General features: G+C 70.5%; 22 protein-coding genes. 5 read left to right on the top strand and 17 right to left on the bottom strand.

All coding sequences use genetic code 11. The features are described 5' to 3' along the window. Positions 1-106: 106 nt before the first annotated feature. The 7 genes from OG579_RS02230 to OG579_RS02200 all read right to left on the bottom strand — a co-directional run bounded on the left by OG579_RS02230 (position 107) and on the right by OG579_RS02200 (position 9583). Complete coding sequence (locus tag OG579_RS02230; RefSeq protein ID WP_328857915.1) at positions 107-1576, bottom strand: AMP-binding protein; 1470 nt, start codon at positions 1574-1576, stop codon at positions 107-109. A gap of 51 nt (positions 1577-1627) precedes the next feature. Next, a complete protein-coding gene (locus OG579_RS02225) occupies positions 1628-2944 on the bottom strand; it encodes an MSMEG_0569 family flavin-dependent oxidoreductase (RefSeq protein ID WP_328857914.1) in 1317 nt (438 codons plus the stop codon). Then, positions 2941-3270 (bottom strand): MSMEG_0570 family nitrogen starvation response protein, encoded by a 330-nt coding sequence (locus tag OG579_RS02220; RefSeq protein ID WP_328857913.1) that lies wholly within the window; start codon positions 3268-3270, stop codon positions 2941-2943. The genes OG579_RS02225 and OG579_RS02220 overlap by 4 nt, the downstream gene beginning before the upstream one ends. Beyond that, positions 3263-4168 (bottom strand): carbon-nitrogen hydrolase family protein, encoded by a 906-nt coding sequence (locus tag OG579_RS02215; RefSeq protein WP_328857912.1) that lies wholly within the window; start codon positions 4166-4168, stop codon positions 3263-3265. The genes OG579_RS02220 and OG579_RS02215 overlap by 8 nt, the downstream gene beginning before the upstream one ends. A 177-nt stretch (positions 4169-4345) precedes the next feature. Next, entirely contained in the window at positions 4346-5338 is a 993-nt protein-coding gene (gene meaB, locus OG579_RS02210; RefSeq protein ID WP_045822730.1) for a methylmalonyl Co-A mutase-associated GTPase MeaB, read from the bottom strand. Between the two features lie 28 nt (positions 5339-5366). After that, positions 5367-7688, bottom strand: coding sequence for a methylmalonyl-CoA mutase (gene scpA / locus OG579_RS02205; RefSeq protein WP_328857911.1), 2322 nt, complete (start codon positions 7686-7688; stop codon positions 5367-5369). Next, positions 7685-9583, bottom strand: a complete 1899-nt coding sequence (locus tag OG579_RS02200; RefSeq protein ID WP_328857910.1) for a methylmalonyl-CoA mutase family protein — start codon at positions 9581-9583, stop codon at positions 7685-7687. The genes scpA and OG579_RS02200 overlap by 4 nt, the downstream gene beginning before the upstream one ends. Before the next feature lie 210 nt (positions 9584-9793). On the opposite strand from OG579_RS02200, the gene OG579_RS02195 reads away from it, so the two are divergent. The 4 genes from OG579_RS02195 to aroQ are packed head-to-tail and all read left to right on the top strand — an operon-like array spanning position 9794 to position 12402. Continuing rightward, on the top strand, positions 9794-10516 hold the full coding sequence (locus tag OG579_RS02195) for a TVP38/TMEM64 family protein (RefSeq protein WP_328857909.1): 723 nt from the start codon (positions 9794-9796) through the stop codon (positions 10514-10516). A 46-nt stretch (positions 10517-10562) separates the two neighbouring features. After that, the gene (locus tag OG579_RS02190; RefSeq protein WP_328857908.1) at positions 10563-11162 is read left to right on the top strand and encodes a hypothetical protein; all 600 of its coding nucleotides are present in this window, start codon (positions 10563-10565) and stop codon (positions 11160-11162) included. Next, positions 11159-11755 (top strand): hypothetical protein, encoded by a 597-nt coding sequence (locus OG579_RS02185; protein ID WP_328857907.1) that lies wholly within the window; start codon positions 11159-11161, stop codon positions 11753-11755. Before OG579_RS02190 ends, OG579_RS02185 begins: the two co-directional genes overlap by 4 nt. 50 nt (positions 11756-11805) lie before the next feature. Beyond that, positions 11806-12402 (top strand): gamma subclass chorismate mutase AroQ, encoded by a 597-nt coding sequence (gene aroQ / locus OG579_RS02180; RefSeq protein WP_328857906.1) that lies wholly within the window; start codon positions 11806-11808, stop codon positions 12400-12402. Here the strand turns inward: aroQ and OG579_RS02175 are convergent. From OG579_RS02175 to OG579_RS02165, 3 genes are all read right to left on the bottom strand, one after another. Continuing rightward, the gene (locus OG579_RS02175) at positions 12397-13599 is read right to left on the bottom strand and encodes an SPFH domain-containing protein (protein WP_045822724.1); all 1203 of its coding nucleotides are present in this window, start codon (positions 13597-13599) and stop codon (positions 12397-12399) included. The two genes, aroQ and OG579_RS02175, sit on opposite strands and share 6 nt — an antisense overlap. A gap of 7 nt (positions 13600-13606) precedes the next feature. After that, on the bottom strand, positions 13607-14032 hold the full coding sequence (locus OG579_RS02170) for an NfeD family protein (protein WP_045822723.1): 426 nt from the start codon (positions 14030-14032) through the stop codon (positions 13607-13609). Positions 14033-14105: 73 nt separating this feature from the next. After that, positions 14106-14942, bottom strand: a complete 837-nt coding sequence (locus OG579_RS02165; protein WP_328857905.1) for a DUF3097 domain-containing protein — start codon at positions 14940-14942, stop codon at positions 14106-14108. 116 nt (positions 14943-15058) lie between these two features. Here OG579_RS02165 and OG579_RS02160 point away from each other — a divergent pair, with 116 nt between their 5' ends. Next, positions 15059-15883: a hypothetical protein gene (locus OG579_RS02160; protein ID WP_328857904.1), complete on the top strand. Its 825-nt coding sequence runs from the start codon at positions 15059-15061 to the stop codon at positions 15881-15883. Positions 15884-15909: 26 nt separating this feature from the next. Here the strand turns inward: OG579_RS02160 and OG579_RS02155 are convergent, their stop codons facing one another. From OG579_RS02155 to OG579_RS02125, 7 genes are all read right to left on the bottom strand, one after another. Beyond that, positions 15910-16989, bottom strand: a complete 1080-nt coding sequence (locus tag OG579_RS02155) for a ferrochelatase (protein ID WP_328857903.1) — start codon at positions 16987-16989, stop codon at positions 15910-15912. Next, the gene (inhA, locus tag OG579_RS02150; protein WP_045822720.1) at positions 16986-17822 is read right to left on the bottom strand and encodes an NADH-dependent enoyl-ACP reductase InhA; all 837 of its coding nucleotides are present in this window, start codon (positions 17820-17822) and stop codon (positions 16986-16988) included. Before inhA ends, OG579_RS02155 begins: the two co-directional genes overlap by 4 nt. Before the next feature lie 61 nt (positions 17823-17883). Continuing rightward, the gene (fabG1, locus tag OG579_RS02145) at positions 17884-18675 is read right to left on the bottom strand and encodes a 3-oxoacyl-ACP reductase FabG1 (protein WP_082080110.1); all 792 of its coding nucleotides are present in this window, start codon (positions 18673-18675) and stop codon (positions 17884-17886) included. Positions 18676-18733: 58 nt separating this feature from the next. After that, a complete protein-coding gene (locus OG579_RS02140; RefSeq protein WP_045822719.1) occupies positions 18734-19708 on the bottom strand; it encodes a VWA domain-containing protein in 975 nt (324 codons plus the stop codon). A 1-nt stretch (position 19709) separates the two neighbouring features. Continuing rightward, positions 19710-20651 (bottom strand): DUF58 domain-containing protein, encoded by a 942-nt coding sequence (locus OG579_RS02135; RefSeq protein ID WP_045822718.1) that lies wholly within the window; start codon positions 20649-20651, stop codon positions 19710-19712. Continuing rightward, positions 20638-21891 (bottom strand): AAA family ATPase, encoded by a 1254-nt coding sequence (locus tag OG579_RS02130; RefSeq protein WP_045822717.1) that lies wholly within the window; start codon positions 21889-21891, stop codon positions 20638-20640. The genes OG579_RS02135 and OG579_RS02130 overlap by 14 nt, the downstream gene beginning before the upstream one ends. Positions 21892-21990: 99 nt before the next feature. Then, complete coding sequence (locus OG579_RS02125) at positions 21991-23487, bottom strand: NlpC/P60 family protein (RefSeq protein ID WP_328857902.1); 1497 nt, start codon at positions 23485-23487, stop codon at positions 21991-21993. Positions 23488-23489 lie beyond the last annotated feature (2 nt).

Genomic DNA, 23489 nt, shown 5'->3' with positions numbered 1-23489 from the left:
CTCTGCGGTTGTCCCGACTGGTTCGATGTCGAGTACATACGGGGGCCGTTTCCGGCTGGTTGTGCATGGAACAACGCGTTGTTACGCAATCGATCCCGCGTTGCGATCAGGTTTCGCCGATCGCCCCGGCGCCGACCGTCTCGGGCAGGGACGAGCGGCGCACCTTGCCGGCGGCGTTGCGTACCGGCGCACGGCGCACGGTGATCGGTCCGGTGGCGCAGTGCGCGGCGAGCTGCGCGCGGGTGAAGCTCTCGATGCTGTGTCGGCCGACCTGCGCGTCACCGATGTCGACCACCGCACACAGCCGCGATTCGCCGTCGGCCGTGCGCGACCCGTAGACCACGGCCTCGCGGACGGCCGGGTGTCCGACGATGCCCTGCTCCAGTCGGGCGGGATACAGGTCGGTGCCTGCGCAGGTCACCACATGCGTTCGGCGGTCCACGACGTGGAGCCACCCGCCCTCGTCGACCACACCGATGTCGCCGAGGGTGTCCCATCCCTGTTCGTCGCGGTGGGAGTCGGCCCCGAGGTAGCGGTAGCGCGATCCCCCGGATCGACGCATCCAGATCTCGCCGATCTCGCCCGTGTCGGCGCGACTGCCGTCGTCGCGTCGGATGCACAGCTCGGTGTCGCCGAGCGGCCGTCCGACACTGCCGGGATGGCGCAGCCAGTCGACGCCGTCGATCATGGTGATGCCGTTGGACTCGCTGCCGGCGTAGATCTCCACCACCCGCTGCGGACCCACCAGGTCGATGAGCGCGCGCTTGTCGGCCTCGGGACAGGGTGCGCCCAGGTGGAGGACGGTCTCGAGCGAGTCGAGATCGGCGCCCGACCGCCGGGCGGCGTCGGACCGGACGAGGCGATGTATCTGGCTGGGAGTGAGCATCATCCACGTCACCCGGTGCTCGGCGACGATCGCCGGCAGGGTGGCGACGTCGAGAGGGTCGGCGAGGACCAGGCTGTGGTCGGTCATCACGCCGCGCAGGGCGTAGGTGAAGGTCGCCGAGTGCCACATCGGTCCGGTCACCAATGCGACCGCCGATCGTGGCAGGAACGCAGGGGTCGCGGCGTCGGGATCGAAACGCGCGGGCGCGGTCGCCTGCACCACCTTCGGGGTCCCGGTGCTCCCCGAGGACGTCGGAGCCTTCCAGCTCGCAGCCCACCGATCCTCGACCCGACCGTCCGGCACGGACGTCGACGGAACCTCACCGGTCGGCCACCACGGGACAGTGTCGTCGACCGGTGGCGCGCCGACGACGAGCGCGGGCCGCGCAACGGCCTCCACGGCGGATCGTTCGGCGGTCCGCAGGTCGGGTGCGAGGGGCTGCGGTGTCGCCCCGCACTTCCAGATCGCCGCACACGTCACGACGAACTCGACCGAGGTGGGCAGGGCGACGGTGACGAGGTCGTCGGTGCCGACGCCGAGCCCCGCGAAGACCCGCGACAGACGATTGCTGCGCCGGTCGAGCTCGGATGCCGTCACACGCTCGCCGGTGTGGTGGTCGGTGATCAGCACGCGATCGGGATGATCGGCGGCGCGATCGGAGATCAGTCGGCCGATGGACTTCTCCGTCATCGCGTCCTCCCTGTCGTCCGGGTTCTGGCCGTCATCGTCCGCGCTGGCCGGTCACCGACCGACCGCCAGGCGCAGCGGTCCACCGCGACCGGCCGTCCGGTCGGCGATGACATCGGCGACGTGGCCGGCGTCGCGATCGATGCCGAGGAACCGCCCCGAACCCCACGTGTGCATCCACGGCAGTCCGATGAAGCTGAGGCCGTCGACGGCGGTGATCCCACGCGTCTGCATGGGTCGCCCGCCGCCGTCGAAGGCGCTCGCCTCGATCCACCGGTAGTCGGGCCGGTACCCGATCGCCCAGATGATGGTGGTGACGCCGGCGGCGGCGAGATCGAGTTCGGTGGGATCGGCGTCGGGCTCCCACACGGGCGTGTAGCGAGACGGCGGTGGGGCGTCGACGCCGGTGCGTTCGATGTGGGCGTCGATGTCGCGACAGATGGAGTTGTAGACGGCGTCGGCGGCGTCGAGCGATGCGGTGAGCGTGGGTGCGAAGCGCAGCGTGCTCCCCTGACCGTCGACGAGGGTGCCGTAGAGCCCCATGCCCTCGCGCGCGAAGGCGCGCAGGTCGACGTCGCGGCCTCCGTCGCGACCGGTGACGTAGTGGTTGGTCTTCTCCCGCGCCGCGGCGCCACCCGGGTACTGCCGGGCCGGGACGTCGTAGAGGCCCATGTCGGCCAGCCAGGTCATGGCGTCACGGCCGCGGTAGAAGCGCGCGACCCGGGGTGCGTTGCCGATCGCGAGGTGGACCTCGCGGCCCTCGAGGTGGAGGTCCTCGGCGATCTGCGCACCGGACTGGCCCGACCCGACGACCAGGACCGCGCCGGGCGGGAGTTCCCCGGCGTTGCGGTACTCCTCGGAATGCATCTGGTGCACTGCGGTATCGATCGATCCGGCGAAGGACGGGACCACCGGGATCGGGTAGCCGCCGGTCGCGATCACCACCTCGTCGCACGACAGTGTGGTGATCTCGCCCGCCGACTCCAGTGTCAGCTCGAAACCGCCGTCGGCTCCGTGCGCCAACCGCGTCACCCGGGTGTGGGTGATCAAGGGCGGTGCGAAGGTCTCCAGCCATCCGGCGAGCCAGTCGACGACCTCGTCGCGGGTCATGAACCCGTCGGGGTCGGTGCCGTCGTAGGCGTATCCCGGTAGCCGGCAGTGCCAGTTCGGGGTGACCAGGGTGAAGTTGTCCCATCGGGTGTCGGCCCACTGGTGCATCGGCGTCTGCGCCTCGATGACGACGTGGTCGACGCCGCGGTCGGAGAGATGCCAACTGACCGAGAGGCCGGCCTGTCCGCCGCCGATGATCGCGACGGGGATCTGCTCGGGTGGTCGCCGTGGATCGCGCTCGACGCGGGCGGCGGTCGTCATGACACACCCTGCGATCGACGGCCGGCGGTATCCGGGGTGTCGAGCGGGGGGTGCATATGCGCGACCGTGACGACCGCGTCGCCGGCGAAACGCGCTGAGCGGGAAACTATCTGCTCGCTCGTCGCCATCGCCGAGGTGCAGGCGAAACCGTACTTGGCCCGCACCCGTTCGGAGGCGGTGTCCAACGCCGAGACCGATCGGCTCACGAAGTCGTCGACGGTGTAGCTCGCACCGTCGGTCAGGTGATCGTGCATCACCAGGCTCGGTGAATAGCAGCGGTCGACGCTGCCGTCGGGCCAGCGGACATCGAAGGTCATCTCAGGCACGGGCCAGTTCCTTCCATGCCGCGGTGTGGTCGGTGTCGGTGAGTGCGCCGTACACGTCGGGGCGCCGGTCGCGCAGGTGGAACATCCCGCCGCGCATCGCGCGGAAGGTCTCGTCGATGTCGACCTCGGCGACGGCCATCCCGCTGCCGAGGAGGGTGGTGGCGAGGATGTTGCCGCCGGGGTCGACGACCTTGGCGTTGCCGACGTAGCGCAGCGAACCGAACGTCCCGGACTGGTTCGAGGCGATCCAGAAGACCTGGTTGTCGAGGGCGCGGGCCTGGTCGAAGAGGTTGAACCGATGGGTCCAGCGGTCGTCCTGCAGATTCTCCGCGGTGGCAGTGCGGGCGGCCGGCCACGCCGACAGGCTCGCTATGATCTCGGCGCCGTCGAGGGCCATGGTGCGTGCGGCCTCGGGAAATGCCTTGTCGTAACAGATCTGGAGTCCCACCCGCCCGATCGGGGTGTCGAAGACCCCGTAGTTGTCGCCGGCGGAGTACGACATGTTCTCCCCGAGCGGCTGGTGCACCTTGCGGTAGCTGCCGTACACCTGTGTGCCGTCGAGCACGGCGGCCGCGTTGTAGCGGACCTCGCCGGTGCCGTCGGGTGCGGACCCGAGTTCGCAGAAGCCGATCGCGACGACCATGTCGCCGACGATCTGCCGGACCCGGCGGATCTCCGGGCCGTCGAGGGTGATGGCCGGCGGCAGGGACCGGGCGGTGTTCTTCACCGTGTCACCGTGGTTGCCCAGCGAGGAGAGATAGCCGCCGATCGCGGCCTCGGGGAACACGAGGAAATCGACGCCCCGCTCCCGCGCCTGGGCGACCATCGTCTCGATGAGGGAGTAGTTCTGGTCGAGGTCGCGGGTGAAATTCGCGGACACTCCTGCGATGGTCGTCATGATGGTTCCTCGTCGTGGGTTGGATCCGAGTGGATCTGGTCCGGGTCTCGATCTCGGAATCCAGTACACGGGTGAGGAATTGCGTGGTGGTTGCGCCCAGAACAACGCCGCGCTGCCTGGTGCTCACAGCCGTAATGTCGCCGAAACGTACGCGTCCGGCGCCCAGAGCGGGCCCGGTCAGCCGCGGTCGTCGAAGGCGGTGACGATCTCCAGCGCGGCCAGCGCAGGGGTCAACGACCCGTCGCGCACCTGCGCCTCGACGCGGGCACGGGTGGCGCGCACCGTGGGATCGGTCCCGAGACGGTGCATGAGCGCGTCGGTGACCATCGCCCACATCCAGTCGACCTGCTGTTGAGCCCGCCGCGACTCGAACCGGCCCGCGTCGGCCAACACCTCGCGGTGGCGGCAGACGGTGTCCCAGAACTCCCGCACGCCGGTGTTCTCCAGTGCGCTCATCGTGAGGACCGGCGGGAGCCACAGCGCATCGTGCGGGTAGAGGAGGCGCAGCGCCCCACCGAGTTCCCGCGCCGCCGACCGTGCCTCACGTTCGTGCTTGCCGTCGGCCTTGTTGACCACCACGATGTCGGCGAGTTCGAGGACGCCCTTCTTGATGCCCTGCAGCGAGTCCCCGGTGCGCGCGAGGGTCAGGAAACAGAAGCTGTCGACCATGTTCGCGACGGTGACCTCGGACTGCCCCACCCCGACCGTCTCGACGAGGACGACGTCGAAACCGGCCGCCTCGAGCAGGACGATCGTCTCCCGCGTCGCCTTGGCGACACCGCCGAGCGTGCCCGAGGTCGGCGACGGCCGGATGTAGGCCTGCGGGTGCACCGACAGCTGTCCCATCCGGGTCTTGTCGCCGAGGATGGAGCCACCGGTACGGGTCGACGACGGGTCGACGGCGAGCACCGCGACCTTGTGCCCCTGCTCGATGAGATACATGCCGAGCGCCTCGATCGTCGTCGACTTGCCGACGCCGGGAACGCCCGTGATCCCGACGCGATACGAGCGGCCGGCATCGGGCGTCAGCTCCAGCAGCAGTTCCTGCGCGAGCGCACGGTGGTCGGCGCGGGTCGACTCCACCAGGGTGATGGCCCGGGCGAGCTGCGGACGACGATCGGCCCGGATGTCGTCGGCGAGCGTCGCGGGATCGATGGGTACGGGAGGCATCAGCGCGGCGGGGGGCCGTCCCGGTCGGTCATCCGGCGGCCGCCGCACCCGGCAGGTCGAGACCGAGCTGAGCGGCGAGCTTGGTGACCAGTTCGACCGCGCTGTCGGCGATCACGGTGCCGGGCGGGAAGATCGCCGTCGCGCCGGCCGCGTACAACTCGTCGAAGTCGCCGGGCGGGATGACGCCGCCGACGACGATCATGATGTCCTCGCGACCGACCGCGGCGAGCGCGGACCGCAGCGCCGGGACGAGTGTCAGGTGTCCCGCGGCGAGCGAGCTGACCCCGACGACATGGACGTCGTTGTCGGCGGCCTGCCGGGCCACCTCGTCCGGCGTCTGGAACAGCGGGCCCACGTCGACGTCGAAGCCGAGGTCGGCGAACGCGGTGGCGATCACCTTCTGACCACGGTCGTGGCCGTCCTGGCCCATCTTCGCGATCAACACGCGGGGGCGTCGGCCCTCGGCCTCGGCGAACTCGCCCACGATGGCGATCGCGGCATCGATGTTGCTCACCTGCCCGGCCTCATGTCGGTACACCCCGCTGATGGTCTTGATCTCCGCCTGATGCCGACCGTAGACCTTCTCCAACGCCTCGGAGATCTCGCCCACCGTCGCCTTGTGCCGCGCCGCCTCGATGGCCAGCGCCATGAGGTTGTTCTCGGCGCCTCCGTCGGTGCCGGGCCCACCCTCGGTCGACGTGCCCGTCGCCTCGGCGGCGCGGGTCAGGTTCGCCAGGGCCGCGGTGACGGCGTCGGAGTCCCGCGACGCCCGCAGCGACGCCAGCTTCTCGAGCTGCTCGGCGCGGACGCGGCTGTTCTCGACCTTGAGGACCTCGACCTCCTGGTCGGAGTCGACGGCGTACTTGTTGATGCCGATCACGGGCTGACGGCCCGAGTCGATCCGCGCCTGGGTGCGGGCGGCGGCCTCCTCGATACGCAGCTTCGGGATGCCCTCGTCGATGGCCTGGGCCATGCCGCCGGCCTCCTCGACCTCGGCGATGTGCGCGCGGGCCCGCTCGGCGAGTCGGTGGGTGAGCCACTCGAGGTAGTACGAGCCGCCCCACGGGTCGATGGGACGGGTGGTGCCGGATTCCTGCTGCAGCAGCAGCTGGGTGTTGCGCGCGATTCGTGCGGAGAAGTCGGTCGGGAGCGCCAGCGCCTCGTCGAGCGCGTTGGTGTGCAGCGACTGGGTGTGGCCCTGCGTGGCCGCCATCGCCTCGATACACGTCCGCGCGACGTTGTTGAACGGGTCCTGCGCGGTGAGCGACCACCCCGAGGTCTGCGAATGTGTGCGCAGCGACCGCGATTTCGGGTTCTTCGGCTCGAACTGGGCGACCAGTTCGCTCCAGATGAGCCTGGCGGCACGGAGTTTGGCGACCTCCATGAAGAAGTTCATGCCGATGCCCCAGAAGAACGACAGGCGCGGGGCGAAGGTGTCGATGTCCATGCCCGCGGCGAGTCCGGCCCGGATGTACTCCACCCCGTCGGCGAGGGTGTAGGCGAGCTCGAGATCGGCTGTGGCCCCGGCCTCCTGGATGTGGTAGCCCGAGATGGAGATCGAGTTGTACTTCGGCATCCGCTCGCTGGTGTAGGCGAAGATGTCGGAGATGATCCGCATGGAGGGCTTCGGCGGATAGATGTAGGTGTTGCGGACCATGAACTCTTTGAGGATGTCGTTCTGGATGGTCCCGGCCAGCTTCTCCGGAGCCACCCCCTGCTCCTGCGCCGCGGCGACGTAGAGCGCGAGGATCGGCAGCACGGCGCCGTTCATGGTCATCGACACCGACACCGAGCCGAGGTCGATCCCGTCGAACAGCTCACGCATGTCGAGGATCGAGTCGATCGCGACCCCGGCCATGCCGACGTCGCCCTCCACGCGGGGGTGGTCGGAGTCGTAGCCGCGGTGGGTGGCGAGGTCGAACGCGACCGACAGACCCTTCTGGCCGGCGGCGAGGTTGCGTCGGTAGAACGCGTTGGACTCCGCGGCGGTGGAGAACCCGGCGTACTGGCGGATCGTCCACGGCTGGTTGACGTACATCGTCGGGTACGGCCCGCGCAGGAACGGTGCGGTGCCGGGATAGGTGTCGATCGGGAAGCCCTCGGCGACGGCCTCGTCGCGGTCGGTGCGTCCGTACACCGGGCGCACGTCGATGCCCTCGGGGGTCGACCACGTCACCTGATCGACGGTGTATCCGTTGGCCGCGGCGCCGGATTCGGCGAGCGCGTCGAGGTCGCCGCGCCCGACCTCGGCGGCATCGGACGCGACCGCGACGGGGTCGACGAGGGGGATCTCGGCGAAGCTGCCGATGCCGGGTCGGGTCTGCTGTGCTGTGTCGGGTGAGGTCGTCATGCGGGGGCTCCCTGCGATGTGAGCATGTCGAGCAGGTCGGTGAGGACGGCCACCGCGTCGACCCCGAGGGTCAGGTGGCCGTCGGGACCGAGCGACTCGTCGTCGGCGGCCGCGGTGCCGGCGAGGGCTTTTCGGGGCCCGGCCAGCAGCACCCGGGTCACCCCGGCCGACCGCAGTGAGGCGATCGCGTCGAGTGCCTCGGTGGCGTAGCGCTTGTCGGTGCCGCAGACGACGGCGACCGTCGCCCCGGCCGACCGTGCCGCCTCGGCGAGATCGTCGGTGGGTCCGGGGTCCATGGCCGCGATGCCGCCCGCGGCCATGAGGTTCGCGGCGAACGTGGTGCGCGCGTTGTACTCCGCCACGGTGCCCAGCGGTGCGAGGAACACCGACGGGCGCTCGCCGGTGGCGGCGAGGTGGGCGTCGGACCGGTCGCGCAACTGCTCGAAGGCCTCGCCGTAGCGGGCTGCGGTGGGGGCGACGCGGTCGGCCGTAAGGGGCTTCTCGGCGAGGTTCGGGAACTCGGTCACGCCGGTCACGGCGAAGCGGCGGTGGGCGATGTCGTCGTCGCGCCGCGCGCGTGTCGCGGCGATCTCCTCGGCCAGCGATCCGGAGTCGAGCGCCGCGGTGTACCCGCCGGCCGCGTCGATCCGCTGCAGCACCTCCCAGGCCGCCTGCGCCATCCGATCGGTGAGGTCCTCGACGAACCACGATCCGGCCGCGGGGTCGAGTACCCGCCCCAGGTGTGATTCCTCGAGCAGCAGCAGTTGGGTGTTGCGGGCCATCCGTTCGGCGAAGGTGCGTGAGACCCCGAGGGCGTCGGGGGGCAGGGCGGCGTCGAACGGGAGCACCGTGACCTGGTCGGCGCCGCCGACACCGGCGCCGAACGCACCGAGCGTGGTGCGCAGGAGGTTCACCCACGGATCGCGCTGGGTCATCATCGCCGACGACGTGACGCCGTGCTGGGGTGCGCCGCCGTGTTCGGGTGCCCCGACGACCTGCGCGACGCGTGCCCACACGCGGCGGGCCGCACGGAACTTGGCGATCGTCTCGAACTGGGCGTCGGTGGCGGCGATGCGGAAGGAGATCTGGTCGAGGGCGTCGGCGACCGCCATCCCGCTCTCGGTGGCCAGCCGCAGGTACTCGATCCCGGCGGCCACCGCCGCACCGATCTCCTGTGCCTCCGACGCGCCGGCGTCGTGGAACACCGTGCCGTCGACGCAGATCGCCCGGATCGGTTCGGCACGCGCGGCCGCGGCGGCCGCCAGGGACAGGGTGTCGGGGACCGACGCGGCGTCGGTCCCGACGAACCGCGCGGTCAGCGGGTCGGCCCCGAGGCCGATGTGGGTGGTCGTCGGGTCGGCACCGTCGGGTCGGGCGTCGAGCAGGGCGAACAGCGCCGAACCGACCGCCGCGGTGTCGGCGCCGGCGCGCACGGTCAGCGGCGCGAGGTCGAGGAGCACCCCGTCGAGGGCGCGGGTGAGATCGGCGGCGGGATCATCGGTGCTCGGGCTCCACCACAGCGCGCTGACCCCGGTGGTCAGTCCGTCGAGGATGGCCGTGTTGACCTCGGCGGGGTCGGTTCCCGCGCCTCCGTAGAGGGCGGTGACGTGCCAGCCGCGCGTGACGTCGCGGGCGGCGTCCCGACCGCGGACGAAAGGGAACCGGCCGGGCAGGGTGGGCTCGGGTGTCTCGGTGGAGGGATCGTAGAGCGGGTCGACGAGAATGTCGTCGTAGGTGGTGGTGGCCAGCAGTGCCGACGCCGGCTGGGTGATCTCCGACGGATCGACGCGACGTGCCTTCGCCAGTACCCCGGCGACGGCCTGCTCCCAGGCGGCGCGGGCGGCGTCCGGGGCGTCGGCGGTCGATGACGCCTGATCTCCTGAGCTCTGAACCACGTGTGGAACTCCTCGTCCCCGGTCGATCCCCGGTGGGTGTGATCGTAGCGGCGGTCGGTCACCGTGCGGTGGCGTCGGCCGTGGTCGACGCCTCCGCTCGGTGAGGTGGCCTCCTGTGTATTTACCGCATCCGCCGGTGAGACGGCGGTCACACCCGTGTGAACGCTCGGTCGGGAGGTCGCGGCGAGGTGACGGGTACGGTGAAACACCGTGGTCGGAGCTCTTCGCCGGTGGTGGCGACTCGGTGCGGTGGGTGTGGTCTTCGTCGCTGCCGCGATCACCGCGACTGTCGTCGGTCTGCCCGATGTCGATCAGTTCCGTCAGTGGTCGTCGTCCATCGGACCCGGTTTCGTCATCCTCTTCCTCGTCGTCCACGCCGTCGTCTGCGTGGCGCCGATCCCGCGGACGATCTTCACCCTGGCCTCCGGCGTCCTGTTCGGTCCGGTGCTCGGCCTCGTGGTCGCCGTCGTCGCCAGCACCGCGAGCGCGACCGGGGCATTCCTGCTGGTCCGGGCCCTCGGTCGCGAGACGGTCGCGGCGCGCCTCACCCACCCGGCCGTGACCGCGGTCAACACGCGCCTCGAACGCCGCGGATGGTTGGCCGTCGGGTCGTTGCGGATGATCGCACCCGTGCCGTTCTCGATCATCAACTACTGCGCCGGGTTGTCGGCGGTACGGCTGCTCCCCTTCGTGGCCGCGACGGTGGTCGGCATCCTGCCCGGCACCGTGTCGATCGTGATCCTCGGCAGCGTGATCGGTGGTGGTGCGAATCCGTGGGGTCTCGTGGTGTCTGTGGCCGGTGTCTGCCTGGGACTGGTGGGTATGGCGCTCGACGCGCGACTGCCGGTCGCGACACCAGACAAGCTCGAACCCTTGTCCGACGATAATCAAGCCTCAGGAATTGACGACAAGACGGCCACACCACGACCGTAAAGCTTCAAGGCTTGACATGGCCTGGTCAACTACGCAGACTTGACGCATGTTCGTGATGACCGTCGACCAGCGACGAAGCCGCCGCGAGCGCGACCGTGTGCCCGATCTGCTGGCGCGGTTCACCGACACACCCGTGGTCCGCTCGTTCGATCGCACCGCCGGTGACGAGGTCCAGGCCGTGATCGCCGAGGCCTCCACGGTCGTCGACATCACCCTCGTGCTCGCCGAACTCGGCACCTGGAGCATCGGCATCGGCGCCGGCGCCGTCGAGGAACCGTTGCCCGACGTCACCCGCGCCGGTCGGGGCCCGGCCTTCGAGGCGGCACGCGAGGCGGTGACCCTCGCCAAGCACGCGCCGGGCTCGGTGTGTGTACGCGGACCCGACACCGACACCGCCGCCGACGCGGCAGCCGTGCTCAGCCTTCTCGCCGTCCTCGTCGCACGTCGATCGCCGGAGGGCCGTGCGGCGGTCGAACAGATGCGGGCCGGTCGATCGCAGAGCGAGGCCGCCGACGCGCTCGCCGTGAGCAAACAGGCGGTGTCACAACGCCTCGCGGTCGCCGGATGGCAGGCAGAGGCAGCCGGTCGGCGCACCGCGATCCGCCTCGTCGAGCGCGTCGATCCCCGACGGGATGTCGCGTCGTGATCGGCCTGGTCATCGCGGCCCTCGTGGTCTCGACCCTCGCCCCGGTCCCCCAGCTCCTCGGTCTCCGATCTCCCGTCGCGCGACGCATCGCCGCCGGCCTCGGCGTCATCGGGGTGATCGTCGCCGCGATCGCGGCCGCGCAGACCGACCCGGCCACCGGGTTCGCGCGCGGGATGGTTCTCGTGCTGGGCGTGACGGCGGCGGCAACCGGTGCCGTGTCCCTCGTCCCCCTGCTGTTCGACATCGTGCGGGCCGAGGACGACCGCCAACCGGACCCCGATCCCGATCGCCCGGACCTCGACGACACCGATCCCGACAGCACCGATCCCGACGACAGCGTCCCCGCGTCGACGACCGTGACGACCCCGCTGCGCGGTGGACGCCTCATCGGGGTTCTCGAACGCACGGCTGTCGCCGCCGCGGTCCTCGCCGGGTGGCCCGAGGGGATCGCCGTCGTCCTCGCGGTCAAGGGACTCGCACGCTACCCGGAGATCCGGGCCGCGCACGCCGGTGAGCAGTTCATCATCGGCACATTCGGATCGGTCCTGTGGGCGCTGGCCGTCGCCGGCACCGCGCACCTCGCCCTGTACTGACCTCCGTCATGGCCGATCGGCGTGGGAAAGAACGGATTACCCTGTCCACCATGACCTCTCGGCCACGGCTCGTCCTGGCGCTCGTCGTGACGACCCTCGCGGTGTCGGTTCCCGCGGCCACCGCGTCGGCGGCCCCGACGACATCGATATCGACGACATCCCTGCCCATGACGTCCGCACCCGGGGCGGGCGCCTTGGTGGCACCCGTCGTCGACCGTCTGCTGCTCGCCGATGCGGTGGCGCGGTCGAAATGGGTGAGCCACGGCGCGATCGACGACCCGGCGCGTGAACGGGCCGTCATCGACGCAGCGGTGGCGGGCGCGCCGCCCGCAACGGCGGATCGGGTACGCGCGGTGGTCCGCGATCAGATCGAGGCGAGCAAGACGGTGCAACGGGGACTCTTCGCCGGGTGGCGGGCGGCCCCGTGGACCGCGCCGCATGCCGCCACGGACCTGTCGTCCACCCGCCGACGGATCAGTGACCTGACGACCGACATCGTCGCCCGCGTCGTCGGTCACGACCCGCGCGACCCGGCATGCATGGCCGACGTGGCGTCGGCGACGTTGCGCACCGTCGCCGAGCGTGGTCTGACGCCGCTGCAGATCGTGGCGTCGGTGCAGGCCGAACGGTCGCTGTGCGCGCTATGACCCGGTGCCGGGACCGATCTCGTCCTGGTCGGCATCGGGGTAGCCACGATCGCGGCCCCCGAGCACGGTCTCCGGTGCGTTCGACTGTGAGCGCGACGTGAGTGGTTCGGCGACCGGCTTGCGGGCTACCGCCTCGGCCTCGGCGACGGCCTGCGCCACCTTCGGGTCCGACGCGAGGTCGAACCAGTCCTCGACGTCGGAGTCGTCGACCACCGGCGCCTCGTCGGTGTCCGACGACTCGTAGCGGAACACGCCGTCGTCGCCCTGCGCGCCGAACGATTTGGCGAAACCCTGCAGCGCGGAACCGAAGTCCGATGGCACGACCCACACCGAGTTGCCCTCGCCCGCAGCCATCTCCGGCAATTTCTGCAGGTACTGGTAGGCCAGCAGCTCCGGGGTCGGTTTGCCCGCCTTGATCGCGGCGAACACCTTCTCGATCGACTTCGCCTCACCCTGGGCGTACAGGTACTGGGCGGCGCGCTCGCCCTGCGCGCTGAGGATCCGCGACTGACGGTCGGCCTCGGCGGCGAGGATGGCGGCCTGCTTGGCGCCCTCGGCCGAGAGGATCTGGCTCTGCTTGTTGCCCTCCGCGGTCTTGATCGAGGACTCCCGTTGGCCCTCCGCGGTGAGGATCATCGCGCGCTTCTCACGGTCGGCCTTCATCTGCTTCTCCATCGACTCCTGGATCGACGGCGGCGGCATGATGCTCTTGAGCTCCACGCGCGCGACCCGCAGGCCCCAGCGTCCGGTGGCCTCGTCGAGCACGCCGCGCAGCTGCGCGTTGATCGAGTCGCGTGAGGTCAGCGTCTCCTCGAGCGTCATGCCACCGACGACGTTGCGCAGGGTCGTGGTCGCGAGCTGCTCGACGCCGATGATGTAGTTGTTGATCTCGTAGACCGCCGACTGGGGAACGGTCACCTGGAAGTAGACGACCGTGTCGATCGACAGGGTCAGGTTGTCCTCGGTGATCACCGGCTGCGGCGGGAACGAGACCACCTGCTCACGCAGATCCACCCGGGCCCGGATCCGGTCGACGAACGGCACCAGCAGGGTGAGCTGACCCGACACCGTCTTGGTGTACCGGCCGAGTCGTTCGATCACCGCCGCCTCGGCCTGCGGGATGAGGGCAACCGACCGGAAGAGGATGACGAATGCCAGCAGAACCAGCACCACCACGACCACGAGTCCGACAACCATTGCGCACCTAGCCTTTCCAGACGACCGCGGTCGCCCCGTCGATCTGCATGACCATGACGTCCTGGCCGGATTCGAACACGTCTGATTCGTGGAGCGCACGCGCCGACCACACCGAACCGTCGAGCTTCACCTGACCGCCGTGCCCGTCGACGGTGGCGACCACCGTCGCCGTCTTCCCCTGCAACGCCTCGGCATTGGTGGCCAACATCGGTCGCCGCATCAGGTGCCTCTTCGCCACGGGACGCACCGCGCCGAGCAGCAGGACCGACACCCCCGCGAACACGATGCCGTCGACCACCAGCGGCAGGTCGAACAGCGCCACACCCGACGCCGCGAGGGCGCCGCCGGCGAGCATCAGCAGCACCAGCTCACCGCTCAGCGCTTCGGCACCGACCAGGATCAGTGCCGCGGCCAACCACAGGAGCGCGGACATGACCCCATACTGCCAGAACGCTCGTACGAGCCGCCGGATCGCAGATCCGCCCCCTGCCCGCCGGAGGTGCGATCTACTCGGGGATCGCGGTGACGAAGTCGATGAGCTCCTCGACGCTGCGCAGCAACTCCACCCGGACGTCGCGGAAATCACGGACCGCGGCGTAGACCCGACGCCACCCGTCCTGCGGTGTCCCCCAACCCAGTCGGGCGCAGACACCGGCTTTCCACTCCTCCGACCGGGGCACCGACGGCCATGACTCGATGCGCAGGCGTTCGGGTTTGACCGCCTCCCACACGTCGATGAACGGGTGACCGCACACCAAAACATGCGGTCCGACGCTCCGGGTGAGTCGGCTCTCCTTGGAGTGCGCGACGAGGTGGTCGACGAGCACCCCGGCACGGCGGTGCGGTGCCGGACCGAACTCGGCGAGGACCTCCTCGAGGTTGTCGAGACCGTCGAGGCTGACCACGACGATCCCCTCGGCGCGCAGGTCGTCGCCCCAGATCCGTTCGACCAGGGCCGCGTCGTGCACACCCTCGACGAACAGGCGACTCGCCCGGGCGGTGCGGGCCCGCTGTGTGGGGGCGGCGAGCGACCCCGACGCCGTCCGCGCCCGGGTGGTCGGCGCCGCGACCGTCGGGCGGGTGAGCGTGACCGGGGCGCCGTCGATGAGGAAGGCCGCGGGCCACATGCCGAACAAGCGGGTCCGCCCACCGCGGTCCTCGAGGCGCACGTGGTCGACGTCGTTGCCGCGTTCGATCCCGATGACGGCCCCGCAGAAGCCGGTCGCCGCGTCTTCCACGACGAGGTCCCTCTCGGCGGCCACGGTGGGGGCGGCCGGCCGGCGACTCCGTCCCCCGGCGAGGACGTCGGACCCGTAGCGGTCCCCGGAAGCGTTGCTGTGCACGGGGTCGACGCTAGATTTCGCCGCCCCGGAATGGGTCGTGCCACGCCGGGAGCGGGCCGTATCCGGGCGCGGCTTCGGCGCGACCGGTGTCGCCGCCGAGCGCTATCGTGGCGGGGATGACCGACACCACCCACGATCCCCGGGTCGGCAGCCTGCGGGCGCTGACCGGCCTCGCCACGTCCGGCGCCCTGTGGCGCCGCGGCCGCCGCTCCCCCGACGACATCGTCGACACCCTGGCCGACGTCGCCCCAGGTCACCGTGTCGCCGCTGCCGATGCCGACGCGGCGGCCACCATCGGCGTGGGAGCGGCCGAGTCGGGCACCGGGGCCCTCCTGCGGGCGATCCGTACCGCCGATCGGATCCGCTTGCTCATGCCGGCGGCCGGCGACACGTGTGGGATCACCGCCCCCGATGCCCTGGCGGTGGCCCTCGAGGCGCGCGCGGTCCTGGTCCTGTGGACCGGTGTCGGCGACGAGGCCGTCGGCGTCGTCGTGCGGGCGGTGGCGCCCGGGTCGCTGTCGTGGACCGCGCACCATCTCGGCGAGGTGCGCAGCGGCCCCGTGGAGAGTCTCGGAGACGTGGAATACGAGCTCCGACAGGCGGTTCGCGACGCGGCGGAACTGTTCGCGACCCTCGACACCATCGACCCGGGGTCACGGTCGGCGAGCGATCTGCGGACCCGTCTGACGACGCTCGTCGACGTCGACCGGGTGGAACTGCCCCCGGAGGCGGGTGACCGCATCATGCGCGTGATGGACCAGGCGACCCAGGTCGCGGCCATCGTCACCCTCGTCGGCGAGCGCACGCCCGCGGTGGGCATGACCGCGGGCAGTCAGGAGAGCGTGGACGCCGCCCTCGAACGCCTGCGGTCGCTGACCCGGGTGGCCCGGATGACCGCGGTCAACACGATCATCGCGGAGCTGGAGCGCTCACCGCACTGACGTGTCGCCCCACCACCCCGAGTGCCTCAGCTGGGTCGTGACGGTCGCTGCGACACGCAGCATCCGACGGCACAGCGGGCCCCGTTGTCGGTGCACCCGAGTCCGGCTGCGTCGGTGGTCTGCCCCTCGAGCTGGTCGGTGATCAGCGTGACGATCATGTCGATGTAGCGGTCGTCGGTCCCGACGGTGCCCGCACGCGCCAGGGCGATCCCGACCTCGCCGGCCGTCTCGACCGCCTCGGTGTCGAGGTCCCACACCACCTCGAGGTGGTCGGAGACGAAGCCGATCGGGCACACGATCGCGGCCGCGGCACCGTCGGCCGCGATCGCCTCGAGGTGATCGCAGATGTCGGGTTCGAGCCACGGGATCTGCGGCGGGCCCGACCGGGACTGCCACACGACGTCGTGTGCGGCGAAACCGGCTGCGGCGGCGGCCTTCTTCGACGCGGCGGTGACCTGCCGGCTGTAGAGGTGTCCGCCGAGTTCCGGCGGACCGGCGGCGACGTCGGCCGACACCGGGATCGAGTGGGCGGTGAACACCAGGCGAGCGTCGTCGCGGAGCTCGGCGGGCAGTCGGGTGCGGGCGTCGGCGATGGCGTCGGCGCACGCGCTGGTCATCTCCGGTCGGTCCCAGTAGTGCGGGAGCTTGCGCAGCGTGATCGGGTCGTCGGCCAGTCCCGGTGTGGCGGCGGCCAGCGACTCGAGCGCCCGCGCGATGTCCTCGTGGTACTGCGCGCAGCCCGAGTACCCGCCCCACGCCGACGTCGGGAACACCAGCACATGACGGTGGCCCGCGGCGTAGAGGTCGGCGACGGTGTCCTCCACCATCGGGTGCCAGTTGCGGTTGCCGAAGAACACCGGCAGATCGATCTGCGCCGCCGCCAGCGCGGCCTGCAGACGATCGATGATGTCGAGGTTGAGCGCGTTGATCGGTGACACGCCACCGAAGTGGAAGTAGTGCTCGGCCACCGCGTCGAGCCGCTCGGGCGGCACCCCGCGGCCCCGGGTGACGTTCTCCAGGAACGGTCGGACGTCATCGGGACCGTCGGGCCCGCCGAACGACAGCAGGAGGACGGCGTCGAACGGCGTGCCGGCTGCGGCGGTCATGAACCGGTGAAACCCTCGGGGAACCAGGTGTTGTGGCTCGCACCGCCGTCGACGTAGACGATCGACCCGGTGGTACCCGGCAACCAGTCCGAGAGCAGGGCGCAGATCGATTTCGCGACCACCGTCGGGTCGTCGACGTTCCAGCCGATCGGCGACGCGCCGTCCCAGTACTCGTTGAGCATGTTGAGCTGCTTGGCGTCGTCGGTCGCGGTACCCGCGATCGCCTTGGCGGCCAGGGTCTTGATGGGTCCGGCGGCGACGAGGTTCGACCGGATCCGCTTGGCCTCGCCCACCTCTCGCGCCACGTACCGGTTGACCGCCTCGAGCGCGGCCTTCGCGACACCCATCCAGTTGTAGTACGGCATGGCCGTGCGGGGATCGAAGTCCATCCCGACGATCGACCCGCCCTCGTTCATCACCGGCAGGACCGCGCGCGCCAGCGATGCGTAGCTCCACGCCGAGATCTCGAAGGATTTCGCGGCATCGGGGCCGGGGGCGTCGAGGAACGGCACCGCGTCGGGACCCATGAGGTTCTTGGGCGCCATGGCGATCGAGTGCAGGACGCCGTCGACGCCCTCCGGTGCGAGTTCGCGCACCTTGTCGGCGAGTTCGCCCAGGTTCTCCTCGTCGGTGATGTCGAGACCGATCGCCGGGGGCACCTCCTGCGGGAGTCGCTTGGCGATGCGGTCGATGAGACGCAGGCGCTGCGGGATGCCGGTGATGATCACCTTCGCGCCCTGCCCCTGCGCCATGGCCGCGGCGTGGAACGCGATCGACGAGTCGGTGATGATGCCGGTGATCAGGATGGTCTTGCCCTCGAGCAGTCCGCTCACGTGTGAACTCCTAGGTCGTCGGATGCGATGGAAAGTGGTTCGGTGGTGCTGATGTCGGCGTTCAGTGCCCCATGCCGAGGCCGCCGTCGACCGGGATGACGGCGCCGGAGACGTACGAGGAGTCGTCGGAGGCGAGCCAGCTGACCACCGCCGCGACCTCGTCGGTACGGCCCATCCGCTGTGCCGGGATCAGCTTGAGCGCCTGATCCTGGTACTCCTGCGGCAGCTCGGCGGTCATGTCGGTGTCGATGAAGCCCGGCGCGACGACGTTGGCGGTGATCGACCGCGAACCGAGCTCGCGGGTGAGCGACCGCGCCATGCCGATGAGGCCGGCCTTCGACGACGCGTAGTTGATCTGACCCGGCGTACCCATGGTGGCGACCACCGAGCCGATGAAGATGAACCGTCCGAATCGCTTGCGCAGCATCGACCGACACGCCGCCTTCGCCACCCGGAACGAGCCGGTGAGGTTGGCGTCGATGACCTTCGAGAACTGCTCCTCGCTCATCCGCATCAGCAGGGTGTCGTCGGTGACGCCGGCGTTCGACACCAGCACCTCCACCGGTCCCTGGTGCTTCTCGACCTCGGCGAACGCCGCGGTGATCGAGTCGGCGTCGGTGACGTCGCACACGACGCCGAAGAGGCCCTCGGGCGCTCCCGAGCCGCGGTGGGTGACGGCGACCTTGTGGCCGTCTGCGGCCAGGCGCTGGGCGATCGCCAGTCCGATCCCCCGGTTCCCGCCGGTGACGAGGACCGAACGGGAGACCTTCTCCGGTCCGGCGGAGGGATTCCCCGTGGCGGTCGTCTCGGTCGAGGTCGTCGCAGTCTCTGTCGTGGTGGAGGTGTCTGCCATGACGGTCAACCTATCGGGCGGGCGCGGGCGGCGGACAACCGGCGCGCGGACTCCGTGCTCATGGCAGGCGCCGGTTCATCGCGATCGCACCGATCGCGGCGATCAGCACCAGGATCGTGCCCGCGATGACCCACGGGCGCGAGTTGTCACCGCGACGGGTCTCGAAGCCGATCTGCTGCTGCAGGGTGTCATAGACACTGGTCAGCTCGTCGAGACTCGACGCGGTGAAGAACTCGCCGCCGGAGAGGTTCGCGATGCGGTTGAGCGAGTCGTCGTCGACGGGCACCGGGATGCGGTCGCCCTCGAGATCGACGGTGCCGGTCCGGGTTCCGAAGGAGATGGTGTTGACCGGGATCTTCTCCTCCTTCGCCTTGCGGGCCGCGGTGAAGGCGCCACGCGGGTCGTCGGGGTCGTCGGGCACGGTCTCCTTGCCGTCGGACTCGAGGACGATCCGGGCCGGTGGTGCGCCGGTGTCGCCGCCGAGGACGGCGTTGAGGGTCTTGATCTGCTGGATCGCGGCGAAGATGCCCTCGCCGGTCGCCGTCTTGTCGGCGAGCTGCAGTTTGTCGACCGCTTCCTTGGTGGCGTTGTGGTCCGGTGTCGGCGAGACCAGCGTGGCGGCGGTGCCCGCGTAGGAGATCAGCCCGAGGTTGATGCCGTCGGTGAGGTCGTCGGCGAACTTCTTCGCCGCCTGTTGGGCGGCCTCGATGCGTGTCGGCGCGACATCGGTGGCGTTCATCGACCGCGACACGTCGATCACGAGGATCACCGTCGCCTTGTTGCGGGGGATCTTGCGGTCGGCCTGCGGCCCGGCGAGCGCGATGGTGAGCAGCAGCAACCCGACGAGCAGCACCGCTATCGGTGCGTGCCGCAGGCGGTTGCGCTGCGGCGGCACCACCGAGTCGAGGAGGTCGAGGTTGGCGAAACGGATGGCGCGACTGTGCCGTCGCCGCTGCATGTAGACGTAGCCGGCGGCGAGTGCCACGACGACCAGCGCCAGCAGCAACCACCACGGGGTGGCGAGATCGACCATGTCAGCGCCCCGTCCCGGCGCCCAGGCCCCGGCGGCGACGCACCACGAACCGGACCACGTCGGCGATCCAGTCGCGGTCGGTCCGCAGTGCGAGAGTCGGTGCGCCGCAGGTGCGCAACGTGCGATGGACCTCGTCGGAGTGGGCGCGCGCCGCGCGGGCGAAGTCGTCGCGGATCCTGTCGGTGACCGTCAGCTCACGCACCTGGCCGCTCTCGGCGTCCCGCAGCACGATCTCACCGACGTCGGGCAGTTCCATGTCACGCGGGTCGAGGACCTCCACGCCCAGCACCTCGTGGTGGCCGCCGACGGCGCGCAGCGGTCGGGCCCAGTCGATCGGGCCGAGGAAGTCACTGACGACGACGGCCAGCCCGCGACGTCGCTCGGGGCGCCGCAGGGCCTCGATCGCGGCGTCGAGATCCCCTCGCACGCCGTCGGAGGCGCGGTGGGTGGTCGCGATGGTCTTGAGGAGGTTCAGCGCGTGCGCACGGCCGCCGCGTGCGGGTATCCGCACGATCTGGTCGCCGGTGGCGACGATCGCACCGATCCTGTTGCCGCCCCCGAGGGTGAGGTGGGTGATCGCCGAGCAGGCCGCGACGGCGAGATCACGCTTGGTGCCGTTGACCGTGCCGAAATCGAGACTCGCCGACATGTCGACGACGAGCCAGGTCTCGAGTTCGCGGTCGGCGACCATCTGTCGGACGTGGGCGTGCGTGGTCCGCGCGGTGACCGACCAGTCCATCCGCCGGACGTCGTCGCCGGGCTGATACATCCGCGCCTCGCCGGGCTCGGACCCCGGACCGGGGATGAGCCCGAGGTGATCGCCCTGGAGCACGCCGTCGAGTTTGCGTCGGACGGTGATCTCGAGGGTCTTCAGAGCCGCGGTCAGGGTCGGGTCGTCGAGAGTGCCCGCGCCGAACGACGGCAGACGGTCAGCGTCGGCCATCGGCGGCGTCGGTGCGACCGTGGGTCGGCGCCGGGTACCCACCGGTGGCCCGCGGATCCTGCTGACCGTACGGGCCCGGCCCGGGCGGGGCCTGGTGCGGCGCGGGCTGTCCACCGGGGTTGCCGACCGCCTGGGCGGGCATCGGCTGCTGGGGTGCCGGCTGACCCTGCTGGCGCGGGTTCGGCTGTCCACCAACGGGTCCGGGACCGGTGGGCTGGGCCGACACCTGCGGAAGCCCGACGGTCTGCAGCACGCGGGCGATCACCTGGTCGGCGTCGACCTCGTCGGCCAGGGCGTCGTAGCTCAACACCAGTCGGTGGCGCAGGACGTCGGGGATGATCTCGACGACATCCTGCGGGATCACGTAGTCGCGTCCTCGCACCAGGGCCAGGGCGCGCGCGGCGGCGACGATGCCCAGCGTGGCGCGCGGCGAGGCGCCGTAGGACAGCCAGTTCGCGACGTCGGTCAGTCCGACGGTCTCCGGACGGCGGGTCGCGGTGATCACGCGGACGACGTAGTCGACGAGCGCGTGGTGGACGAACACGTTGGCCGCGACGCGCTGCAGTCGCACGGTCGACTCGGGGTCGAGGACGGCGTTCGCACTCGGCGGCACGTTGCCCATCCGGTAGACGATCTCGCGCTCCTCCTCGACCGAGGGGTAGTCGACGAGGACCTTGAACAGGAACCGGTCGCGCTGCGCCTCGGGGAGCGGGTAGACGCCCTCGTTCTCGATCGGGTTCTGGGTCGCCATCACCAGGAACGGATCGGGCATGGGGTAGGTGACGCCGCCGATGGACAGGTGCCGTTCGGCCATGACCTCGAGCAGCGCCGACTGCACCTTCGCCGGGGCGCGGTTGATCTCGTCGGCGAGCAGGAAGTTCGCGACCACCGGGCCGAGCTCGGTGTCGAACTCCTCCTTGCCCTGGCGGTAGATGCGGGTGCCGATGAGGTCGGTCGGGACGAGGTCGGGCGTGAACTGGACGCGCGAGAAACTGCCGCCGATGACGCGGGCGAAGGTCTCGACGGCGAGGGTCTTGGCGACGCCGGGGACACCCTCGAGCAGGATGTGTCCGCGGGCGAGCAGGCCGACGAGGATCCGCTCGATGAGCTGGTCCTGACCGACGATGACACGCTTGACCTCGAACATCGTGCGCTCGAGCAGCTTCACGTCGGACTCGGTGAGGGCCGAGCCGCTCCCGTCACCGTTCTGCCGATCACTGCCGTCGTGCGTTTGCGCCACGCGAGATCCTCCGATTGCCGCCGGTGCGTCGAGTTTGACCTCACCGAGAGTAGCCGTACCCGCGAGCGGGACCCGGCCACCACACGTGCGAGGGAGGTGCTATCCGGTCAGTCGGACCACCGACGGCATCGCCCCGCTGGTGCGCAACGGCGAGATCTTGACGACGCTGCCCGACTGCGGCGCCTCCACCATCTGGTTGTTGCCGAGGTAGAGCGCGACGTGCTGGCTGGCGTTGGGGCCGTAGAAGATCATGTCCCCACGCTGCATCTGCGACAGCGGGAAATGCGGACCCGAGGTGTACTGGTAACCGGTGTAGTGCGGCAGCGAGATCCCGATGCCCGCGAAGGCGTAGATCATCAGGCCCGAGCAGTCGAAACCGCTCTTGTTGTAGTCGCCGTAGCTGTCGGCCACACCGCCGTCACGGATGCCCTTGGTGGGTCCGTTCGCGTTGCCACCGCCCCAGGCGTAGGTGACGCCGAGTTGCGAGAGCGCACGGTTGACGACGATCTCGACCGCGGCCGAACCGGTGACCCCGGGGGTGATCGAGGTGGCCCCGCCGGTGCCGGGCGAGGTCGTGGTGCCCTGATCGGTTCCGTCGAGGTCGGTGTGCGGTCGCTGGATCGACGCGACCACCGAGGCGAGGACCTGCTGCGCGGCGTCGACGGCAAGCTTCGCCGCGGCCTGGGCGGCCACCTGGAACGCCGACTGCGCGGCGGTGGCGATGGCGGCCTGCAACGGGTCGGCCGCGGCCGGGACACGCCCGGGCAGCGGAGCGGCGGCGTCCTGACGTCCGGGGACGACCGCGGCGACACCCTCGGGTGTCGGGGCGGCGGCTCCGGCCTGCGCCGGTGCTGCGCCGTTCTGGGCCGGCACGGCGGCGCGTCCGCGCAGTGCGTCGAGTTGACGCTGCGCCTCGTCGCGGGCGGCGGCCAGCGACGCCTTCTTCACCGACTCGGACTTCACCGCGGCCATCGCCTGGGCGATCGCGCCGAGCGCGTCGTCCTTGCGTTGTGCGGCGGTCGATGTCGCCAACGCCGCCTGGCGACGTGTCGCGGTGGCCGTGGCGACCCGGTTGGCCTTCTCGTTGCGGGCGACCTTCAGCTTCTCGATCGTCGCCTGCTGGTCGCGGGTGAGCTGATCGATCACACCGGCACGGTCGAGCACGGAGCCGGGGTCGGCGGCCGACAGCACGTTGGCGATCGACGCCTGGTTGCTGCCCTGGCGGTACAGGTCGCGGACGAAGTCGTCGAAACCCTTCTGCGCCTGCGCGATCGCGCCGTCGGCGCGGCTCAGGGCGTCCTTCGATCCCGTGACCGCGAGCGACGCGAGACGTTCCTGATCGCGGGCGTTCTGCAGGTCGACGAGGGTGCGGTTCACCGACTCACGTTTGAGTGCCACCGAGGCGTCGAGGTCGGCGAGGTGTTGATCGGTGTCGGCGATCTGGTTGATGAGCGCCGCGATGCCGGTGGGGCCGCGTGGGGCGTCGACCCCGGGCGCGGCGGTGGCCGCCCCGGACCCCAGGAGGCCGATGGCCACGAGGGTCGACAGGACGAGGGCCGACAGCAGTCGTACCCCCGATGCGGACAGACCGAACACGT

Source organism: Williamsia herbipolensis, assembly GCF_036153515.1.
In the GTDB taxonomy this organism is placed as follows: domain Bacteria; phylum Actinomycetota; class Actinomycetes; order Mycobacteriales; family Mycobacteriaceae; genus Williamsia_A; species Williamsia_A herbipolensis.
The sequence above is the reverse complement of the archived record's forward strand: the minus strand, read 5'-3'. Positions and strand labels throughout refer to the sequence as shown.